Here is a 19427-nt window from a genome sequence, read left to right as displayed (position 1 = left end):
GGAGAGAAGCGAAGAGCGTTTCGGGCGTAGGCGGTGGCGCGCAGCGGCGCGCCGGCGGTCGCTGCGCTCCGGACATGCCGGTCAAACGCGGAGACGCGGAGGACGCGGAGAGAAGCAAAGGCGTATCGAGCGTGGGCCGGGGTCGCGCGCAGCGGCTCCCCGGCGCCTCCGACATGCCGGTCGAATGCGGAGGCGCGGAGGGCGCGGAGTAGAGCAAGGAGCAGCAGCTCCCAGGCCCTTCTTCCGCTTCTCTCCGCGTCCTCCGCGTCTCCGCGTTGAACGGGGCTACACCGCCTGCGCCAGCAGCGTGGCGTTGCCGCCCACGGCCGAGGTGTTGATGGTCAGCGTGCGCTCCGTGGTGAAGCGGTGCAGGTAGTGCGGGCCGCCGGCCTTCGGGCCGGTGCCGGACAGGCCTTCGCCGCCGAAGGGCTGCACGCCGACGACCGCGCCGATCATGTTGCGGTTGACGTAGCAGTTGCCGGCGCGGATGCGCTGCTGGATGTGCTCGATGGTGGCGTCGATGCGGCTGTGGATGCCCAGCGTCAGGCCGTAGCCGGTGGCGTTGATCTCGTCGATCACCTTGTCGAGGTCCTTCGACTTGTAGCGGATCACGTGCAGCACCGGGCCGAAGATCTCGCGCGGCAGGCGCTTGAGCGAATCGATCTCGTAGGCGCAGGGCGCGAAGAAGCAGCCGTGGGCGTGCGCGTCGGTGAGCGCCAGCGACTTGATCAGCTTGCCGTCGGTGCGCATGCGCGCGGCGTGGTCGGTGAGGATCTTGCGCGCGTCCTCGTCGATCACCGGGCCGATGTCGGTGGCGTACAGGCCGGGATCGCCCAGCGCGAGTTCGTCCATCGCGCCGGCCAGCAGGTGCACGGTGCGCTCGGCCACGTCCTCCTGCACGAACAGGATGCGGGTGGCGGAGCAGCGCTGGCCGGCGGAGCCGAAGGCGCCGCTCATCGCGTCCTTGACCAGCTGCTCGGGCAGCGCGGAGGAATCGGCGATCAGCGCGTTCTGGCCGCCGGTCTCGGCGATCAGGGTGGCGATCGGCGCATCGCGGCCGGCGAGCGCGCGGTTGATGATGCGCGCGGTCTCGGTGGAGCCGGTGAAGCACACGCCGGCGATGCGCGGATCGGAGGTCAGGCGCGCGCCGACGGTGGCGCCGTCGCCCGGCAGCAGTTGCAGCACATCGGCCGGGATCCCGGCCTCGTGCAACAGCTGGGTCGCGCGGAAAGCCACCAGGTTGGTCTGCTCGGCGGGCTTGGCCAGCACCGTGTTGCCGGTCACCAACGCGGCCGCGACCTGGCCGATGAAGATCGCCAGCGGGAAATTCCACGGGCTTATGCAGGCGAACACGCCGCGCCCATGCAGATGCAACTGGTTGGACTCGCCGGTAGGGCCGGGGAGGGTCTTCGGGGCGAAGTCGCGGCGCGCCTGCTGCGCGTAGTAGCGGCAGAAATCGACCGCCTCGCGCACCTCGGCGATACCGTCGTGGATGGTCTTGCCGGCCTCGCGGGTGCACAGCGCGATCAACTCGCCGCGGTTCGCTTCGAGCAGATCACCCGCGCGTTCGAGCATCTGCGCGCGGCGCTCCACCGGGGTGGCATCCCACGCGGCGCGCGCGGCCACGGCATTCTCCAGCGCCTTCTCGACCAGCGCGGCATCGGCCGGCACCCAGTGGCCGATCAGGCGCCGGCGGTCGGCTGGATCGCGGATCTCGATCGCCGCCGCGGCGCTCGATGAGCCCGGCACCAGCGGGGTGGCGCGCAGCGTGCCGAAGCGCACGCCCTCGGTCTCGGCAATCAGCGCACGCAGCTCGCGCTCCTGCGCCAGGTTGCAGCCGCGCGAGTTCTGGCGGTCCGCGCCGTACAGATTCAGCGGCAGCGGAATGCGCGGGTGCGCCTTGGGTTCGGTTGCGGCGACGATGTCGCCCGGATTGTGGATCAAATCGTCGACCGGGACATTCGCATCGACGATCCGGTTGACGAAAGAGCTGTTCGCGCCGTTCTCGAGCAGCCGGCGCACGAGATAGGGCAGCAGGTCCTCATGGCTGCCCACCGGCGCGTAGATGCGGCAGGCCGCGTTCAGGCGCTCGGCCGGGATCACCTCGCCGTAGAGGTCGCCGCCCATGCCGTGCAGGCGCTGATACTCGAAGGGACGGCCCTGCGCCAGATGGTGGATGGCGGCGATGGTGTGCGCGTTGTGGGTGGCGAACTGCGGGTAGAACACCTCACCGTGCGCCAGGATGCGGCGCGCGCAGGCGAGGTAGGAGAGATCGGTGTTCGGCTTGCGCGTGTACACCGGGTAGCCGCTGTGGCCGTCGATCTGCGCGCGCTTGATCTCGCTGTCCCAGTAGGCGCCCTTGACCAGGCGCACGTTGAGCCGGCGGCCCACCTTGCGCGCCACCTCGGCCAGCCAGTCGATCTGCCCGACCGCGCGCTTCTGGTAGGACTGCAGCGCCAGGCCAAAGCCGTGCCAGCCTTCCAGCGAGGGATCTGCATGCACCTTGGCGATGATCTCCAGCGACAGCTCCAGGCGGTCGGCCTCCTCGGCATCGATGGTCATCGGGATACCCTGCGCCCTGGCCAGCTGCGCCAGTTCCAGCACGCGCGGCGTCAGTTCGGCCAGCACCCGCGCGCGCTTGCCGCGCTCGTAGCGCGGGTGCAGCGCGGAGAGCTTCACCGAGATGCTCGGCGCCGCGACGATGTCCGGGTACGGACCGCCCTTGCCGATGGCCAGGATCGCCGCGCGGTAGCTCGCCATGTAGCGCTCGGCGTCGGCCGCGGTGAGCGCCGATTCGCCGAGCATGTCGAAGGAATGGCGGTAGCCGCGCTGGTCCTTCTCGCGCGAGCGCTCCAGCGCCTCCTCGATGGTGCGGCCCATGACGAACTGGTGGCCCATGATGCGCATGGCCTGGCGCACCGCGAGGCGGATCACCGGCTCGCCGGAGCGCCCGATCAGGCGCTTGAAGGCGCCGAAGAAGTTGCGCTTGGTGTCCTCGGCGATCTTCACCAGCTTGCCGGTCAGCATCAGGCCCCAGGTGCCGGCGTTGACCAGCAGGCTGTCGCTCTTGCCGGCATGCGCGTTCCAGTCGGCATCGCCGAGCTTGTCGGAGATCAGCTTGTCGGCGGTGTCCGCGTCCGGAATGCGCAGCAGCGCTTCGGCCACGCACATCAGCATCACGCCTTCCTCGCTGGAGAGGTCGTACTCGCGCATGAAGGATTCGACCGCGCTCTGCTCCGCCTTGCGCGCACGCACGCGCTTGACCAGGTCGGCCGCGGTGTCGTGGATGCGCGCTTTCAGGTCGGCATCCATCTCGGCGATGCGCAGCAAATCGGCCACCGCCTCGGCCTCTTCGCGCGTGTAGTGCTCGGCCAGGCGCAGAAGGCTCGGATCGGCATCGGACGGGGCATCGCGCAACAGGGCGAGATCGGCGGTCATGGCGGACTGCTCGGCGGAAAGGACGGGGAGCGGCAGTCTACGGCCTTGCCGTGTGTCCCGGCGGGCGTCTGGATCAAGCGGCGCGGCGGTTGTTTACGGCTGGTTGTGGGTTCTGGGTTGTGGGTTGTGGGCGGCAAGAGCGCCGCGAGCCCGTGGGAGCGGCGTCAGCCGCGAGCTTCTGCCTGGGCCGCCGGAATGGATCGCCGAAGGAATAGGCTCCCAATGGTCTGTCGAGGTGCGGGCCTTGCTGCCCACAACCCACAACCCACAACCCAGAACCCAGAACCCGCTCCTCAGGCCAGATACCCCCCATCCACCGGCAGCGCGACGCCGGTCACGTACGCGGAGGCCGGGCTCAGCAGGTAGAGCGCGGCGGGGGCGATCTCGCCGGGCTGGGCCATGCGCTGCTGCGGGATCAGCGACATCATCATCTTCATGATCGCCGGCGAGGTGGTCAGCGCGCTGGCGAACTTGGTGTCGGTGAGGCCCGGGAGCACCGCGTTGACGCGGACCTGGTGCTGCGCGAGTTCCTTGGCCCAGGCCTGGGTCATCGAGATGATCGCGGCCTTGGAGAAGGAGTAGACGCCCTGTCCAAACGCCGGGCGCTCGCCGTTGACGCTGGCGATGTTGACGATTGCGCCGCCGTTCTTCATCCGCCTGGCCGCCTGCTGGGTGGTGTACCAGTAGCCGCGGATGTTGACGTCGACGGTCTTGTGGAAGGCGTCCAGGCCCATGTCCAGCATCGGCCCGAAGTAGGGATTGCCGATGCGGTTTGCGAGGTCGGGCCCGAGTCTGCATGCTTGGCGCCGAGCAATCCACGAGGCGCGGCGATGGCAGGGCGACGGGTACTGATCACCGGAGCGGGCAGCGGGCTGGGACGGGAACTGGCGAAGGTCTACGCCGGGCGCGGGGACCGCGTGGCGTGCGTCGACCTGTACGCCGACCGTGCCGACGAAACCTGCAAGCTGCTGCCGGGCGGCGGGCACCTGGCGCTGGTGGCCGACGTCGGATCGGACGCCGCGATGGCGGCGCTCAAGGCGCAGGTGCAGGGCGCCTGGGGCGGGCTCGACGTGCTGGTCAACAATGCCGGCATCGCCTGCGGCGGCGAGTGCGCGCACGCCAGCGCGGCCGAGTGGCAGCGCACCGTCAACATCAACCTGATGGGCGTGGTCCGCGGCGTGCGCGAGTTCGTGCCGATGATGGAGGCGCAGAAGAGTGGCCGGGTGATCAACGTCGCCTCCTTTGCCGGCCTCGCCGGTGCGCCGGGCCTCGGCGCCTATGGCGTGTCCAAGGCGGCGGTGGTGGCGCTGTCGGAAGGCATGCGCGGCGAGTTGCTCCCAAAGGGCATCTTCGTGAGCGTGCTCTGCCCCAGCTTCTTCAAGACGCGCTTGCTGGAGTCCTTCCAGGGACCGCCGGACACGCCGCTCAAGCACATCGCCAGCAAGCTGATGGAGCAGAGTCCGATCGACGCCGCCGCAGTGGCGCGCTACACCGTCGACGAGAGCGAGCGCGGCCGTTTCCTGCTGCTGCCGCACAAGGACACCCGCATCCGCTGGTGGCTCAAGCGCTGGATGCCCGGGGTGTACTTCCGCCAGGTGATGAAGTACGTGGCGGCGAATGCGCGCCGCAGCCGCGCGGGCGGCTGATCCGGCGGCACTTGCCGCTTGCCGCTGTCGCCTTGCTGCGCTACTTTCCGCGCCCATGGCCGAGACCAAGACCGAACCCGCTGCACCTGGCGCCATCGCCGATTTCGAGAAGTCGCTGGACGAACTCGAATCCCTGGTGTCGCGCATGGAGAAGGGCGACCTGACCCTGGAAGATTCGGTGCGCGCCTTCGAGCGCGGGATGCAGCTCTACCAGAACTGCCAGAAGGCACTCGACGAAGCCGAATTGCGCGTGGACCTGTTGCTCAAGGGCAACGATCCGGCCGGGCGCGTGCGCTTCGATCCCGAAACGCCCTGAACCGGCTGCGGGCCTGATCATGCTGGCGCGTGCTTTCCTGGAACAATCCGCCGCGCGCGCCGAACGGGCGCTCGAGGCCGCGTTGCCGCCAGCCACGCAACTGCCCGACCGGCTTCACCAGGCGATGCGCTACAGCGTGCTCGGCGGCGGAAAGCGCCTGCGCCCGACCCTGGTCTATGCAACCGGACAGGCCCTGAGCGCGGCCACGGAGTTGCTCGATGCACCCGCGGCGGCGGTGGAGATCATCCACGCCTACTCGCTGATCCACGACGATCTGCCGGCGATGGACGACGACGAGTTGCGGCGCGGCAAGCCGACTTGCCACATCGCGTTCGGTGAGGCGGAAGCGATCCTCGCCGGCGACGCGCTGCAGGCGCTCGCCTTCGACGTGCTCGCGCGCGCGAATCGCGCTGGCAGCCGGCGGCGCAGCTGGCGATGGTGCGCCTGCTGGCTTCGGCCTGCGGCTCGCTCGGGATGGCCGGTGGGCAGGCGATCGACCTCGCGGCCGTCGGCCAGCAGCTGACGCTGGAGCAACTCGAGCGCATGCATCGCTACAAGACCGGCGCGCTGATCCGCGCATCGGTGCTGCTGGGCGCGTTGGCCGCCGGCTGCGCCGAGGGCAGCGCGGCCTTCGCGGCGTTGGATCGCTATGGCCAGGAGATCGGTTTTGCCTTCCAGGTGCAGGACGATGTGCTCGATGTGCTCGGCGAGACCGCGGTGATCGGCAAGCCGCAGGGCTCGGACAGCGCCCGCGGCAAGCCCACCTACCCGGCCTTGGTCGGCATCGACGAATCCCGCCGCCTGGCGCGCCTGCACATGCAACTGGCGATCGACGCTCTGGACGGCTTCGATGCGCGCGCCGATCTGCTGCGGGATCTCGCGCGCTACGTGGTCGAACGCGAGAGCTGAGGCTGCCGCGCGCACCCGCGCCCAGCTGAGCTGCAATCCAGCCAGTGCAGGCTGGTCCAGGCGGGTGAGAATCACATGGCCGCGGATGCGTCAATGGGGTGTCCCGAATCCCGTTACGGAGTCGCCATGCCCGATGTCCTGCGATCCGCTCTGCCGCTGCTGGTGGCCCTGGCCGGCTTGCCCGCCAACGCTGCGAGCCTGTTCCAGGATGGCCTGGAGGACGCGACCGAGGCGCCGGTTGCATGGCTCTCCGACGAGTTCGACGAACCGGCCTCGCTGGCGGACTTCAGCCGCGTCTGGCGGCGCGAGCACTGGCCCTTCGACCAGTTGCAGGTCCAGGTCATCGGCCAGGTGCCGGGGCGACTGACGATGCAGCCGCATTCCTCCGGCTGGTACGAGGACTACCGCGGCGAACTCAGCTACAAGGAACTCTCGGGCGACCTGGTCGCGACCACCCTGGTCTACCCGCGCAACCGCGCCGGCACCGGCGCGCCGGGCAGCACGCAGGGTGGCGCTCTTGGCAGCGAGTACTCGCTCGCGGGCCTGATGCTGCGCGCGCCGCGCCGCGAGGTGGAGGCGGCCAATGCCAACTGGGTGCGGGGGCGCGAGGCTTATGTGTTCCTGTCGATGGGCGCGGCGCACGATCCGGGCGTCTACCAGTTCGAGGACAAGAGCACGCGGCCGGCGCCGGCCCCGGGCGGCAACAGCATCTCGACCCTGCTGGTGACGAATGCGCCAGCGGGTGCGAACGCTGCCTACCTGCGGCTGGTGCGCATCGATGCGCATGTGCTGCTGCTGGTCCAGCCGGTCGGCGGCGTGGGCAGCGGCTGGCAGGTGCTGCGCCGCTTCAACCGCAGCGATTTCCCCGAGCGGCTGCAGCTGGGATTCGTCACCTACACCGACTGGGCCACGATGCAGGGCTGCAGCTACGAGTTCCACAACAGCAACATCCTGGCGCAATCCTGCGGCCCCAACCCGCAGCCGGCCGATCCCGACCTCAACGCCAGCTTCGAATTCCTGCGCGTGGACCGGCCACAAGTGCCGGCCCCCTTCGCGGGCGCCGATTTCAGCAACCCGGCGGCGGTCAGCGACGCACAGATCCTCGCGCTGTTCGGCTTCGCCCCGTGACGCGGGGCGCTTTGCCGACCGGTCAAACGCGGAGACGCAGAGGGCGCGGAGAGAAGCGGGAGAATTTGCCTACCTGGAAGCTGGCGCGACCCGACTGGACAGGCGCCAAATCCGGGGCGGCCATTTCCTGACGCAAGAAGACGCAAGGGACGCAAGGGACGCAAGGGACGCAAAGGACGCAAAGGACGCAAAGGACTCAAAGGACTCAAAGGACGCAAAGGACGCAAAGGACGCAAAGGACGCAAAGCAAAGATAAGGGCCCGATGGTTCCCGGCCCGCTCTACTTTGCGTCCTTTCTTCACCCCTTTGCGTCCTTTGCGTCCAAGAATCTTCTGCCCGGGTCGTGCACCCCAATCACCGCAATCGCTCTTCTCTGCGCCCTCCGCGTCTCCGCGTTTGACCGGTCGGAGGGCCCTGCTCACTCGAAGCCGTTGCCGAAGAGTGGGTCGGCGCTGCCCTGCGAGAGGCGCGCCACGGCGGCGTGCAAACGGCCGAAGTACAGCCCGGTGGCCTTGTTCATGGGCTGCGGCAACTGGCCGATGGTCTGCAGCGTGAGGGTGCTCAGGTCCAATGCCATCTGGTGCATCTGCGGGTCGCCGAGGGCATCGGCGGAGCGCGCCAGGGTAGCGGCGAGGCTGGCCTTGCCTGAGTCGTAGAGGCAGCGGTCCTCGCAGTTCTGCGGTGCGGGCGCGGGTGCCCAGCCGGGCTCAAGTTGGGTCAGCGCGCCGCCCACACGGGCGCCGCTGAAAGTGAAGCGCAGTTCGTTCGGCCAGACGCCGCCGGCGCCCCCGTTGCCGCCCGGCGCCACACTGGCGGCGGCCATCAGGGTGCGCGCCCAGGCGTCGATCGCGCCCGATGGACTGATCGCTGGCTGCCCGAGCGGTGCGTCGTTGCTGTCGATGCGCAGCCGCTGCAACTGGTTGAAGTCGTACACCGAGGCCATCCACAACTGTGTGGTGTAGTAGCTTCCGGGACCGGTGATGATGGAAAAATCGCCGCTGCCCGAAGGCTCGGTGAAGCCCAGGCTCTGCCCGCCCGATTGCAGCAGCGCGAAGTTCTGGGTCAGCGCACGCGCGGTGTTGCCGCTCCAGTCACTGAGGTAACTGGCGTCGGCGGTGAGACCGACCAGGCGGAACATCTGGTAGGCCTGCACCGCAACGCGGTCGTTGAGCCCGGCCCAGGGGTCGGCGATCGGCGTGGTGGCGCTGCACATCGGGCCGGGTGGCGTGCTGCCGCGCGCCGGGCACAGGTAGCCGCGTCGCACGCGCGCGCCCTGGACCAGGCGTGCGATCACGCTGTCGTCGCCGGTCAGCCAGTAGTACTGCGCCAGGCCTTCGATGTACTGGTGCGAGCCGTTGTTGTTGGCGCGGTAGCCGCCGTAGCCGGTGGGCACCTGGCCGCAATGGAAGAAGTCGTCGTCCGGGGCGCAGCGCTGCAGCTGGGTATGCAGCATGCGCAGCGCCGCGGGCACCGCGAGGCTGCGCAGCGCGGCCGGGTCGCTGTGGCGCCAGGCGTGCACCCAGGCGCTCATGCTGGTGTTGTGGTAATCGGTCCAGCTGGCGCACCAGTAGGGATCGTCCCAGTCCTGGGCTGGCGTCGGATCGTCGCCGCAATCGATCTCGTCGGCGCCGATCGGATTGCCCCATTCGCGCGGGTACAGGCCGAAGGTCTGCAGCCCTTCGAGGCCGCGATCGCGCCGGAGCGCCTGGGTGCGCGCGACCACGTCGTCCAGCGCCGACTCGTAGCCGGCCAGTTCCGGCGCCAACGGTCCCGCCGGAAACTCCTCGGTCGCCTGCGAGGCGGCGATCCATTCCGGCGCCGCGAGCACCCACAGCGGCTGGTCCAGGTCGCGGCGCAACTGCGCCAGCGCCGCGTCGACGCCGGTGGCCAGCGGCCAGGCGCCGAGCCGGTAGACGGCATAGGTGCCCTGGCGCGCGCCCAGCCAGACGCCATCGTCCGCGAGGTCCGCGGCGAGCGTGCCATCCGCCAGCAGGCGCAGCGCCTGCGGCTCGAAGTCGGCCATCTGCGCCAATGCGATGCCCACCCGCCCCTGGGCGCCGGACACCAGCAGCGCGCCGGCGTCGGCCCGCGTCCCCTGTTGTGCGGCCATTCCCGGCAGCGCGAGCGTGTATTGCTGCGGCAACAGGCGCTGGCCGCGGCGCAACTGGCGCAGCTCGGCCGTGCTGCCGGGCGCGGCGGCGGCCGTCGCCGCTGGCTGGCCTGGCTGCGCCAGCAGCGCCAGCGTGCGTGTGCCGGTCAGGGTGGGCGCGAGGTTGACCCGCCAGCGCTGCAGTTCGCGCGCGTTCGGCGTGCCGTTGCAGGCGAGGGTACCCAGGCCACAGCGATCGCCTTCCCAGTCGATCCACTCGCGCACGCTGACGGCCGACGAGCCCGCGGCAAAGGCCAGCCGCCGGCCGCCGCTGATCAGTCCGCCGGCCACCGCGGGATGCGGGAAACTGCCCTCCACCCGCAGAGTCGCGCCGAGCGCATCCGCGTGCTCGACGACGACGCTGCGGATGCTGGCGAAGCCGGCGCCGGCCTGGCCGTCGATGGTCGCGCCCAGGCTGCTGCCATCGACCAGTAGATTGCCCACCGGCGCCTCGATGCGGTCGAACACCCGCGCCGGGCTGCCGCCGAGGACAAACCGGGCCACGCCGGTATCGATCTGCCATTGGGCGCCGACCTGTGTCAGCGTCAGCGCTTGCGGCGGTGCCGGATTGGCCGCGCTGCCATCGGTGCGCAAGGTGAAGCGCGCGCTGCCGGCCGGCGGCACGTCGGCGAGGAAGCGCACTTGCAGCCACTGGATCGGTGCGCTCGCGTCCTCGCGCGCCGCATGCCAGCGCGCCAGCACGCGGAAACCGGCGGGCACCGGCACGCCCTGCGCGTCCACCACGGCGAGTCCCTGCAGGGTGCGCAGGTCGAGTGAGCGCGGCAGCGGCACCCCGCCGATGGCCAGTTCGTCCACCCGCGCGCCTGCTGCCGGATTGCGCAGTTCCAGCACGATGTCTGCCGGCACTGGTGGCGGCCAGGCGGCGTGTGCGGAGGTCGCGACCAGCAGCAGCGCAGCAAGGCCAGCGCGAAGGGCATTCCCAGGGTGTGCGTTCATGCGCTTGCGTCCGTTCATTCGAAACCGTCCGCGAACAGCGGCGGCGCGGGCAACAGGGCGTCGAACCACTGTTCGAAATCCAGATTGGCGTAGTCCTGCAGGTTGTTGCTGCGCGCCAGTTCGAAGTTCACCGCAGCCGCCAGCTCCGGCGAGCCCGCCGCGGCCCAGCCCTGCCAGACCTCGCGTGCGCTCTCCAGCATTTCGGGCTTCAGGATGTAACCACTGCCGTCGCCATCGGCGAAGGCGGCGAGGCCGGGCAGCAGGTCAGCCAGGGTGCGCAGCCGCGCTTGCAGGCGGGCGCCGTCGGTCACGGTCAGGGCCATGATCTCGGCGCCATGGGTGCGCGCCAAATCGGCGTAGTAGCGGCCGGCCGGCGTGCTGTCAAAGCGTTGCACTGAACGTCGGAGCACATCGCTGCTGTTCGGCGTGTTGCCCGCGCCGCGAAACACCGCTTCGCCTCGGCAGAACGCGGCCAGCTGGTCGCCGCCGGTATTGCACAGGCACCAGCCGAACAGGGCGCCCGCCATCTTGTCGATCCACAGTGGCATGTTCGGGCCTTCGGGCTCGATCGCCGCGCGCCGCCGCGCCACCTGGAGCACGCCGGCATCGGCATAGGCAATGCGCACTTCGCTGCCGGCGCTGAGCACCACCGCCGATTCGGGGTAAAAGCCGAGCGCATGGGTGCGCCAACTGGTGCTGATGTTGCCCTTCTCGGCGAAATAGAGCTGGCTGGTAGCGGTGGTGAGACCGCGCACATAGGCCAGCCGCGGTGCGCGCGACCAGTGGTAGGTGGGCGCCAGCGACACTTTCAGGATCGGCTCGGCGCCGAACTCGGTGGGCTCGCTGCCGAGGCTGCTCCAGGCGCCGTTGAGATAGTTGGCGTAGGCCAGCCGGTGCTGACCATCGACGGTCTCGCTGTAAGCCATGCCGAGCCGGCCGTCGTCGACCACCGCAATGTCATGCGCGCTGGCACCCTGCACCCAGCCAGGCTGTTCCGGTGGCGTGCGGTCGATCACGGAGACCGGCGCCGTGTCGTCGAAGTTGCCGGCCAAGGTCACGACGCGCAGTTTCTGTCCCAGCGTGTCGAACCACGACAGGAACGCAACGTGTGCCGGCGTGGCCGATGCGATCCGCGGGCGCGACTGTTCGGTCACTGGCCCGGCGACTGGCCCGCGCCGCCAGCTGCCGTCGCTGCGCGTGCCGGCCACATAGACGCCTTCGTTCTGCCAGTAGCACACGCGCAGCGTCCCACCGGGGCCGAAGTCGAAGCTCGGGTGGCTGGCCGGGGCCTCGCCATCGGATACCTGTTGCAGTGTCCAACTTGCACTCGCGCCCGCAGCCTTGCGCGCATGCAGGATGTTGCCGCTGATCTGATCGGCGAGCACCAGGTGGTAGGCGCCGTCGTCGGCCACCCGCAGCTGCGACTCCAGCACGCGCAGGCCGGCGGGCAAGGGATGTTCGACGAACCCGCCGGGCGACAGGGTCCACAACGCGCCGCTGCCGTCGGCCGCGTTGCGCCGGCCGTAGGCGACCGGTGCACCGTCGGCGTCCTCCGCGAACGACATCGCCGCAGGAATGCCGGCAAGTTCCACGCCTGCTTGCGTCGGGATCCTGGAGGTGTGCCAGGGTCCGGCCTCGTGCATCAGCGTCAGGTCGCGGTGCGGGCTGAAGTCCGGGCCCACGGCATAGAGCTTGCCGAAGCGGTCGTGCACGGTGTCCTGCAGCTTGGCGAGCGACAGGATCGGAACCCCCTGCCAGGGTACGCCGCGTGGCGGATCGGCGCGGCGCAGTCCGTACTGCAGGTCCAGGTCGCGGAAACTCAGCGCACGGCGGCCGTCCGGACCGAGCGACAGCGCGCGGCCGCTGGTGCCCTGGGGACTGAGCGGCGGCAGGTCGACCACGCAGCCGCCGGCGGGACAAGACCAGGCATTGGCGCCGGCAGGCAGGCGCCGATGCTCCACCGTGTGCACCGCGGGCGCACCGACGATCGTTGGTGGGTTGGCCACCACGACTGCGGCCTCGACGCTGCCATCCGGCGCCGCCGCCAGGTACTGCCACTGCACGCGCCGCCCGCTCGTGGTGTCGAAAACGGCGACATCCAGGGTCTGCACGCCAGGCCCGTTGATCAGCGCGTGGCGGACGCGCTGGTTGGCACCTGCCGATTCGATCCAGATCAGGTGGGCGACGGCACTGGCGAACGGCATGCTCGGCGCCGCAAACACGGGCCGGTCAATCGCGCTGGCGGCAGCGCCGACATCGGTCACAACGAAGCTGCCATCGGGGTTGCGCAGCCGCACTTGAAGCACGCCACCACTGCCCGACTGGTAGTTGCGCAGCCAGGCGATGCGCGGCTCGTCATTGATGCCCAGGGTGAAGGTCGGAAACGCCACGCTGGCGGTGTCCAGCACCGTGCGGGAGGCGCCGCTGGCATCGCGCCGCAGGTAGACCAGCACATTGTCGGCATTGCCCGGCCCATGCGGCTCGATCAGCACCGCGTGCTGCCCCCCCTGGCTATCGACCAGAAAGCGCAACTCGCGCGAACCATCGGTCAGGACATCGCCGGTCATCGGCACGCTGCCGAGCTGCTCGCGGCGCCAGACCCAGCCATCGTAGGCGCGTACCCACAGCGGCGCCGGGCGCGGCTGCAGACTGTCCAGCCCGGAGGTGTCGATGTAGGCCACTTGCGGCTGGTCGTTGGCCGGGTTGATCGCCAGGCTGGCGTAGACGTCGCTGGTACCCAACGCTTCCACCAACTGATAGGTCGGCTGCACCGGCTGGGTGGGTGGACTGACGGCGGCAGCCAGGCCAGGCAGCAGGACCAGGCCGCAGAAGCTGAGTCTCATCGAGTGGCTCCACCTGAAGGGGGTGCCGGTGAGACGCAGGCTGCCTAGGGCGATTCTCGCGTGGCATCGGCGGATGTGCCGACGATCACAAAACCCGCCCAGTGGGCCGGGTGCGCGAGCTCGGCGGCGCCGCGCCAGCGGGCCCACCAGCCTGGACGCTGTTCGATCATCCGGCGCTGCGCCGATTGCAGCGCCAGGTCCGGCGCCTGCGACTGCGCCAGGGCGGAGTAGAAGGCCCGCATCAGTGCCTGGGTGGGGCGATCGGCGACGCGCCAGCGGGTGCCCACCACCGTCGGCACGCCGGCGTACTGGAAGGCGCGCGCCAGGCCGAGCAGGCCCTCGCCGCCGAGCGCAGCGCCCGCGGCGGTCTCACACGCGGACAAGGTGACCAGGCGACTGGCCAGCAGTGGTCCGCGCATCAGGTCGATGGCGCGCAGCCGGCCGTCGTCGCCGGCATCCGGGCTGAGCTGCAGCCAGGCCGCCAGTGGATCGCGCGGATCGAGCACCGCGTGGCTGGCGAAGTGAGTGCGGCGCGACTCGCGCAGCGCGGACAGCGCAACGGCGACGGTGGCGTCGGCGTCGAGGTGCAGGCGCGCGCCGGGCGCGAACAGCGCGCTGACCTCGCGTGCTTCGTCGCGCGCGCCGGGCAGGTCGGCCAGCGCGCTGTCGCGCCGTCCGTCGCCCGCGGCGCCCGCCGGGGCGGCGGCCAGTGCGCTCAACTCCCAGCGGGTGGCGGGCGCGGGCAGGCGCTGCGCCGCCAGCCAGGCGCTCGCCGAGGCGAGCATGGTGGTGGCGAAATCCTGCGCCAGCCAGCGCGCTTGCCCGTCCGGCTCGACGCGGCTGGCCAGCGCGGCGAAGGGCAGGTCCTGCAGTGGACCGTCGGCCACGATCAGCAGCCGCCGGGCGTCGCCGATCAGATCTCCGAGTGGCGCGAGCAGGCGCGCATGCAGGTCGCGCGCCCGCCGCAGCAAGGCCGCCTGCGACTCTGCCGGGGCATCCGGGCGCGCCAGCAGCAGGCGCAGCGCGTCGACATCGGCGGTGAGCTGTTCGCGGCCCACCGCCAGGCGCCGCAACTGCGGTTCGCGGTCGCCGGCGCGCAGCACCAGCACGTGGCTCTCGTCGGTGTCGAGCAGGAAACTCAGCAGCACGCTGGACTGCGGCAGCGCCGCGGCGACCGCGTCCACCCGCGCGGTCTGTGCCAGCGCCGCCAGGCGCGGCGCGCGCGCGGCAAGCTCCGCCTGGTAGGCAGCCAGGGCCGCCTGCGGCAACGCCGCCGGGGTGCCCGCTGCGGCCTGGCGGAGCGCACGCAGATAGCTCTCGGCGAGTGCCTCGGCGCGCTCGCGCAGGGCGGCGGGCCAGCCGGCGGCGAGCAGCGCCTGGCGCTCGCCGAGCACGGCGAGGAACTCGCGCGCACGCCAGCGTTCGATCTGCTCCCAGGCCTCGCCGCCGCGCTGCAGTTGCAGCAGCCACAGCGCCGGTTCGCGGTAATACACCTCGAAGCGCGCGGTCCAGCGGGCGCGCGCTTCCTCATCGCCGCCGAGGTAGTCGCGCTGGCGCTCCAGGCATTGCTGGGCGCGGCGATAGCTCGCCAGCGCCGCCTCGGTCTGCGCGTCGGCGCGCAGCAGGCGTGCCCGTTCGAGGTGCGCCTCGGCTTCGATCGAGGTCTCGGGCGCGATCGCCTGGACCAGCGGCAGGGCCTCGTCCAGGGCCGCGGCTGCGGCCACGGGCGCGCCGAGCTGGCGTTCGGCCGCCGCGAGCATCAGCAGCGACTGCGCCAGCGGGAGCGGCCGCTGGCGTGCACGGTAGCCTGGCAGGATGGCGACGAGCTCGCTGCGCGCGCTGGCCGCATGGCCCGCCTCCAATGCCAGTTGTGCGCGCAACTGGCGCGCGTCCAGGAACAGGGTCTCCGGGCGCTGCGGATCCTCGTGCGCCAGCACCGCATCGATCTGTTCCCGCGCCGCGTCCGCGCGCTGCTGCCAGCGCAGGGTGTAGGCCAGCTCCATCCGGATCGACAGGGTCTCGAAGCTGTCGCGCGACAGCGCCAGCGCCTGTGCCAGGGCGGCGCGCTTGAGCGCCTCTGCGCGGGTCTCCTCGCCGCGCTTGCTCAGCACCTCGGCCAGTTGCGAGCGCGCCATGGCCAGCTCCGCGGTGCCGGGCGCGGCGGCCTCGAATAGCGCCAGCGCGCGCTCGGCGTGCGCCTGGGCAGCACCCAGGCGCCGCCGCTGGAAGGCGCCGAGCCCGGCGTTGAAGTGCAGCCGCGCCAGCGCCGTGCTCGCCGGCGCGGCGCGCTCCGCGGTGGCGATGGCGCTGGCGAACATACGCTCGGCGACCGCGAATTCGCCGCGCGACAGCGCCACCGCCGCGATCCGTCCCTGTGCCTGCGCGCGCGCCAGGCTGGCCGGCGCGAGCGCCGCCAGCAGCGACTCGGCGCGCGCGAAATCGGCCAGCGCGGCGGCGTTGTCGCCGCGCCGGTAGGCGATTGATCCGCGCAGCTCCAGCACCTGCGCCACCAACGCGTGGCGGGTCTCGCCACCGGCGCGCGCCAGGGCCGCGTCCACGGCGCTCGCCGCCGCCGCGTAGTCGCGCAGCTGGAAGTGCGCCCGCCCGCTGGCCAGTGCGCCCTGCGCGGCGCGAATGCCGTCGAGCTTGCGCGCGACCACGTCCGCCTCCAGCGCCAGTGCCAGGGCCAGGCCGCGCGCGCGGTCGGGGTCGGCCTCCAGCCGGCGCAGCATGTGCACGCGGATGCGATCGGCCTGCGCCGGGCGTCGCTGCGCCAGCGCGGCGGTGAGCGCATGCGCCGCCGCGAAGTCGCCCGTCCTGGCCGCCGCTTCCGCCTGGCGCAACTGCGACCAGTCTTCGGCCCAGGCGGCGCCTGCTTCTTGGGCACTCGCGGCGATCTCCCCAGTCCCAGCCGGGCGCCGGCAGCAGCAGCGAGAGGCACGCCCGCGCGCTCGATGCGCACCCCAGGGCGCCCGCGGCGCCGCGGTCCTGCTCCAGCGCCAGCCACTCGAAGGGATCGTCCACGGCCACCGGCTTGCCATCCGGCCCGGTCCAGGCGAGCAAGCGGTCACCTGCCTGTGGGCGATCGGCCTGCGCCTGCCATCCGTTGCCCACTGCCGCGAGTTCCAGCGCGGCGGCGCCGGTCGCCCACAGGCTGGCGAGCAGCAGCAGCCATCGGCCGACCCGGATCAAGGGCGCACCTCGAAACGATAGGGGCCGAGGCCCGCGCCCTCGGACCATTCGACGCGCCAGTAGTAATGCCCGGGCACCAGTTGCTCGCGCCGCGGGGTCGAGCACCAACAACGCCTGCGCCAGCTCGGCGCGCTCCCAGAGCACGCTGGCCTCGGCGTCGTACAGGCGCACGCGGTAACGGTCGACACCGGGCTGCGCGGGCCAGCGCAGTTGCGTGGGCGGCGCGGACAGCACGGCCGCATCCGCCGGGGCCGGGAGGTCCGCTGGCTGCGCGCCGCGCGTCGCATCGGGCGCCGGCGGTGGCAGCCAGAGCGCGGCGCCGACCACCAGCATCAGGCCGGCGGCGAGCGCCTGCAGCCACGGCGCGAACTGGCGCCGCACCGGACGCGCCGGCAGCGGCAGCACGCCCGGCGCGACCGCCACGGCTGCGGCGGCGGCCGCCCGCAGGTCCATCGCCAGCTGCAGTTGCAGTGCGGCGTCGGCGTCGTTGGCCACCAGCGCCAGCAGGTCCGCGCGGCGTTCCGCCGGCAGTTTCCCGTCCAGCAGTGCCGCCAGCTCGTCAGGATCCAGGCGCGCCCCGCCGGAGTGTCGCCAGGCCAGCTGCAGTTGCTCGTCGTTCATGGCCAGCCTCCTTCGCGCAGGAGTTCGCGCAGTTCATCCATCCCGCGGTAGATCAGGTTGCGCGCGGTCGCATCGGAGACCCGCAGCAGCTGCGCGACCTCGGCGAAACCGAAGCCCTGCAGGTGCAGCTGCACCGGCTGGCGCCGGCGCTCGGGCAGGGACTGAACCGCCGCGCGCAGCGCCGCGGCGAACTGCTCGCCCGCCACCGCGCCGGCAGGGCCGGCGTCCTCCTGTGCTTCCTGTGCCAGCGTGTCCAGGGTCTGACCATCCCGATCCGGGCGCGCCTTGCGCCGCCGCAACAGGTCGACGATGACGTTCATCGCCGCGCGGTACAGGTAGGACGCAGGGTGGTCGATGGCATTCTCACGCTGGAACGCCTGCCATACGCGGATGCGCACTTCCTGCTCGACTTCCTCCGGTTCGATGCCTGCCTCGCGCGGACAGCGGCTGCGTACGATGGCGCGCAGCCGCGGGCCGAACTCGGTCAGCCAGCGCTCGACAGCGACTCGATCGAAGGGCGGGCCGGTCATGCCGCCAGCATAACGGGCGACGCCGGGCCCGCGGGCCGAACTTTCCCCGCGCGCTGCGGTCGAAGCGGCATGCCCGCTAGAATGCAGTGATGTACCTCGATTTCTACGGCCTCTCCGAGGCGCCCTTCTCGATCACTCCGGATCCGCGCTTCGTCTACCTCAGCGAGCGCCACCGGGATGGGCTCGCGCACCTGCTGTATGGCGTCGGCCAGGGCGGGTCGGGCGGCTTCGTCCAGCTCACGGGCGAGATCGGCACCGGCAAGACCACGCTGTGCCGCCTGCTGCTGGAGCAGTTGCCGGAGAAGACCCGGGTCGCGCTGTTGCTGAATCCGCTGCTGAACCCGATCGAGCTGTTGCAGACGATCTGCGAGGAACTGCATGTCGACATCAGCGACGCGCGCGACAGCATCAAGGATCTGACCGATCGCCTGAATGCCTTCCTGCTGCAGGCGCATGCTGACGGCGAGCGCGTGGTCGTGATCATCGACGAGGCGCAGAACCTCTCGGTCGAATCACTGGAGCAGGTGCGCCTGCTGACCAACCTGGAAACCGCGACGCAGAAGCTGATGCAGATCATCCTGCTCGGGCAGCCGGAGCTGCGCGATCTGCTCGACCGTCCGGACCTGCGTCAACTGGCGCAGCGGATCACGGCGCGTTACCACCTGACGCCGCTGGATGCCGACGAAACCGAGACCTACGTCCGCCACCGCCTGCATGTGGCCGGCAGCGAACGCCTGCCGTTCACCCGTCTGGCGCTGCGCACGCTGCACAAGCGCTCGGGTGGGGTGCCGCGATTGATCAACGTGATTGCCGACCGCGCGCTGGTGGCCGGCTATGCGCGCTCACTCGACAGCATCAACGAGCGGGTGGTCGACGAAGCCGCCGACGAAGCGCTGCTCGGCGGATCGCGCCGCCAGCGCAAGCTGTGGCTCAGCGTGGCGGCGGTGCTCGTGCTGGTGGCGCTGTCCCTGGCTGCCTGGCGCTGGCCGCGCGCGCCGGAACCGGCGGCGCAGGCGATCGCGGCGGCCGCACCGGCGATGCCCGCCGAGGCGCCGGATGCCGCCCTGCGCCGGCTGCTGGCGCAGCCCGAGATGGACGAGACTGCGGCCTGGTCGCGTCTGGCGGCGCTGTGGGCTTGGCCGGCCACGCCCGAGCAGCTGGCGAAGCTGGGCGAGTGCGAGGGCCGGATCGTGGCCGACGTCAATTGCCTGCGCGCTTCCGGACCGCTCGGACGTCTGGGCGCGCTCAGGCGCCCGGTGATCCTGCGTCTGCGCAGCGAACGCGGTTTCGTCTCGGCGCTGCTGCTCGGCATCGACGACCAGCGCGCGCAGATCGAGATTCACGGCGAATCGCTCACCTTGCCCCGCGCCTTGATCGAACTACACTGGCTGGGCGACTATCGCGCCCTGTGGCGGGCCCCGGCGCAGGTGCCGGGCACACTGCGCAAAGGCGATCGCGGCCTCGGTGTCACCTGGCTGCGTGAACGACTGGCGCTCGCCGAGGTCGAGGAAGGCCTGGAAGGACCCGTATTGCAGGGAGACGAGTTCGATGGCGAACTCGAACGCCGGTTGCGGCGCCTGCAGATCCGGCTTGGATTGATTGCGGACGGCATTGCCGGCCCCGAGACGCAGATGGCTTTGGCCAGTTACGATGTCGCAGGCCCGCGACTTGCGCGCCTCGAACTACCCCGAGGTTGAT

General features: G+C 71.0%; 10 protein-coding genes and 1 pseudogene. 5 read left to right on the top strand and 6 right to left on the bottom strand.

Annotated features, from left to right (window positions below; translation table 11 throughout):
* Positions 1 to 285: 285 nt before the first annotated feature.
* Positions 286 to 3438, bottom strand: coding sequence for a bifunctional proline dehydrogenase/L-glutamate gamma-semialdehyde dehydrogenase PutA (gene putA, locus IPK27_15575; protein ID MBK8068982.1), 3153 nt, complete (start codon positions 3436 to 3438; stop codon positions 286 to 288).
* A gap of 293 nt (positions 3439 to 3731) precedes the next feature.
* On the bottom strand, positions 3732 to 4181 hold the full coding sequence (locus tag IPK27_15570; GenBank protein ID MBK8068981.1) for an SDR family oxidoreductase: 450 nt from the start codon (positions 4179 to 4181) through the stop codon (positions 3732 to 3734).
* A gap of 87 nt (positions 4182 to 4268) precedes the next feature.
* Between IPK27_15570 and IPK27_15565 the strand changes: the two genes are divergently transcribed.
* From IPK27_15565 to IPK27_15550, 4 genes and pseudogenes are all read left to right on the top strand, one after another.
* Positions 4269 to 5084, top strand: coding sequence for an SDR family NAD(P)-dependent oxidoreductase (locus tag IPK27_15565; GenBank protein MBK8068980.1), 816 nt, complete (start codon positions 4269 to 4271; stop codon positions 5082 to 5084).
* A gap of 55 nt (positions 5085 to 5139) precedes the next feature.
* Positions 5140 to 5400: an exodeoxyribonuclease VII small subunit gene (locus tag IPK27_15560; protein ID MBK8068979.1), complete on the top strand. Its 261-nt coding sequence runs from the start codon at positions 5140 to 5142 to the stop codon at positions 5398 to 5400.
* A 19-nt stretch (positions 5401 to 5419) separates the two neighbouring features.
* Positions 5420 to 6309: pseudogene (gene ispA, locus IPK27_15555) on the top strand ((2E,6E)-farnesyl diphosphate synthase).
* 126 nt (positions 6310 to 6435) lie between these two features.
* Complete coding sequence (locus tag IPK27_15550) at positions 6436 to 7437, top strand: hypothetical protein (GenBank protein MBK8068978.1); 1002 nt, start codon at positions 6436 to 6438, stop codon at positions 7435 to 7437.
* A gap of 418 nt (positions 7438 to 7855) precedes the next feature.
* Here IPK27_15550 and IPK27_15545 read toward each other — a convergent pair whose 3' ends face one another.
* From IPK27_15545 to IPK27_15530, 4 genes are all read right to left on the bottom strand, one after another.
* Positions 7856 to 10543, bottom strand: coding sequence for a hypothetical protein (locus IPK27_15545; GenBank protein ID MBK8068977.1), 2688 nt, complete (start codon positions 10541 to 10543; stop codon positions 7856 to 7858).
* A gap of 14 nt (positions 10544 to 10557) precedes the next feature.
* Complete coding sequence (locus IPK27_15540) at positions 10558 to 13386, bottom strand: hypothetical protein (GenBank protein MBK8068976.1); 2829 nt, start codon at positions 13384 to 13386, stop codon at positions 10558 to 10560.
* Between the two features lie 44 nt (positions 13387 to 13430).
* Positions 13431 to 16229, bottom strand: coding sequence for a CHAT domain-containing protein (locus tag IPK27_15535; GenBank protein MBK8068975.1), 2799 nt, complete (start codon positions 16227 to 16229; stop codon positions 13431 to 13433).
* Positions 16230 to 17195: 966 nt separating this feature from the next.
* Positions 17196 to 17729 carry a sigma-70 family RNA polymerase sigma factor gene (locus IPK27_15530; protein ID MBK8068974.1) on the bottom strand — a complete coding sequence of 178 codons (534 nt, stop codon included), beginning with the start codon at positions 17727 to 17729 and terminating at the stop codon, positions 17196 to 17198.
* Positions 17730 to 17818: 89 nt separating this feature from the next.
* Here IPK27_15530 and IPK27_15525 point away from each other — a divergent pair, with 89 nt between their 5' ends.
* Positions 17819 to 19426 (top strand): AAA family ATPase, encoded by a 1608-nt coding sequence (locus tag IPK27_15525; GenBank protein ID MBK8068973.1) that lies wholly within the window; start codon positions 17819 to 17821, stop codon positions 19424 to 19426.
* Position 19427: the final 1 nt, after the last annotated feature.

The sequence above is a fragment of the Rhodanobacteraceae bacterium genome (assembly GCA_016713135.1).
GTDB lineage: Bacteria > Pseudomonadota > Gammaproteobacteria > Xanthomonadales > SZUA-5 > JADKFD01.
Note: the sequence above shows the minus strand (reverse complement) of the source record. Positions and strands in the feature narration are given on the sequence as shown.

Bases quoted from the DNA above. Each gene is read 5' to 3' on its own strand.
- IPK27_15545 (MBK8068977.1), bottom strand. From the start codon at position 10,543: ATGAACGCACACCCTGGGAATGCCCTTCGCGCTGGCCTTGCTGCGCTG.
- IPK27_15530 (MBK8068974.1), bottom strand. From the start codon at position 17,729: ATGACCGGCCCGCCCTTCGATCGAGTCGCTGTCGAGCGCTGGCTGACC.
- putA (MBK8068982.1), bottom strand. From the start codon at position 3,438: ATGACCGCCGATCTCGCCCTGTTGCGCGATGCCCCGTCCGATGCCGAT.
- IPK27_15560 (MBK8068979.1), top strand. From the start codon at position 5,140: ATGGCCGAGACCAAGACCGAACCCGCTGCACCTGGCGCCATCGCCGAT.
- IPK27_15570 (MBK8068981.1), bottom strand. From the start codon at position 4,181: ATGCTGGACATGGGCCTGGACGCCTTCCACAAGACCGTCGACGTCAAC.
- IPK27_15540 (MBK8068976.1), bottom strand. From the start codon at position 13,386: ATGAGACTCAGCTTCTGCGGCCTGGTCCTGCTGCCTGGCCTGGCTGCC.
- IPK27_15525 (MBK8068973.1), top strand. From the start codon at position 17,819: ATGTACCTCGATTTCTACGGCCTCTCCGAGGCGCCCTTCTCGATCACT.
- IPK27_15550 (MBK8068978.1), top strand. From the start codon at position 6,436: ATGCCCGATGTCCTGCGATCCGCTCTGCCGCTGCTGGTGGCCCTGGCC.
- IPK27_15565 (MBK8068980.1), top strand. From the start codon at position 4,269: ATGGCAGGGCGACGGGTACTGATCACCGGAGCGGGCAGCGGGCTGGGA.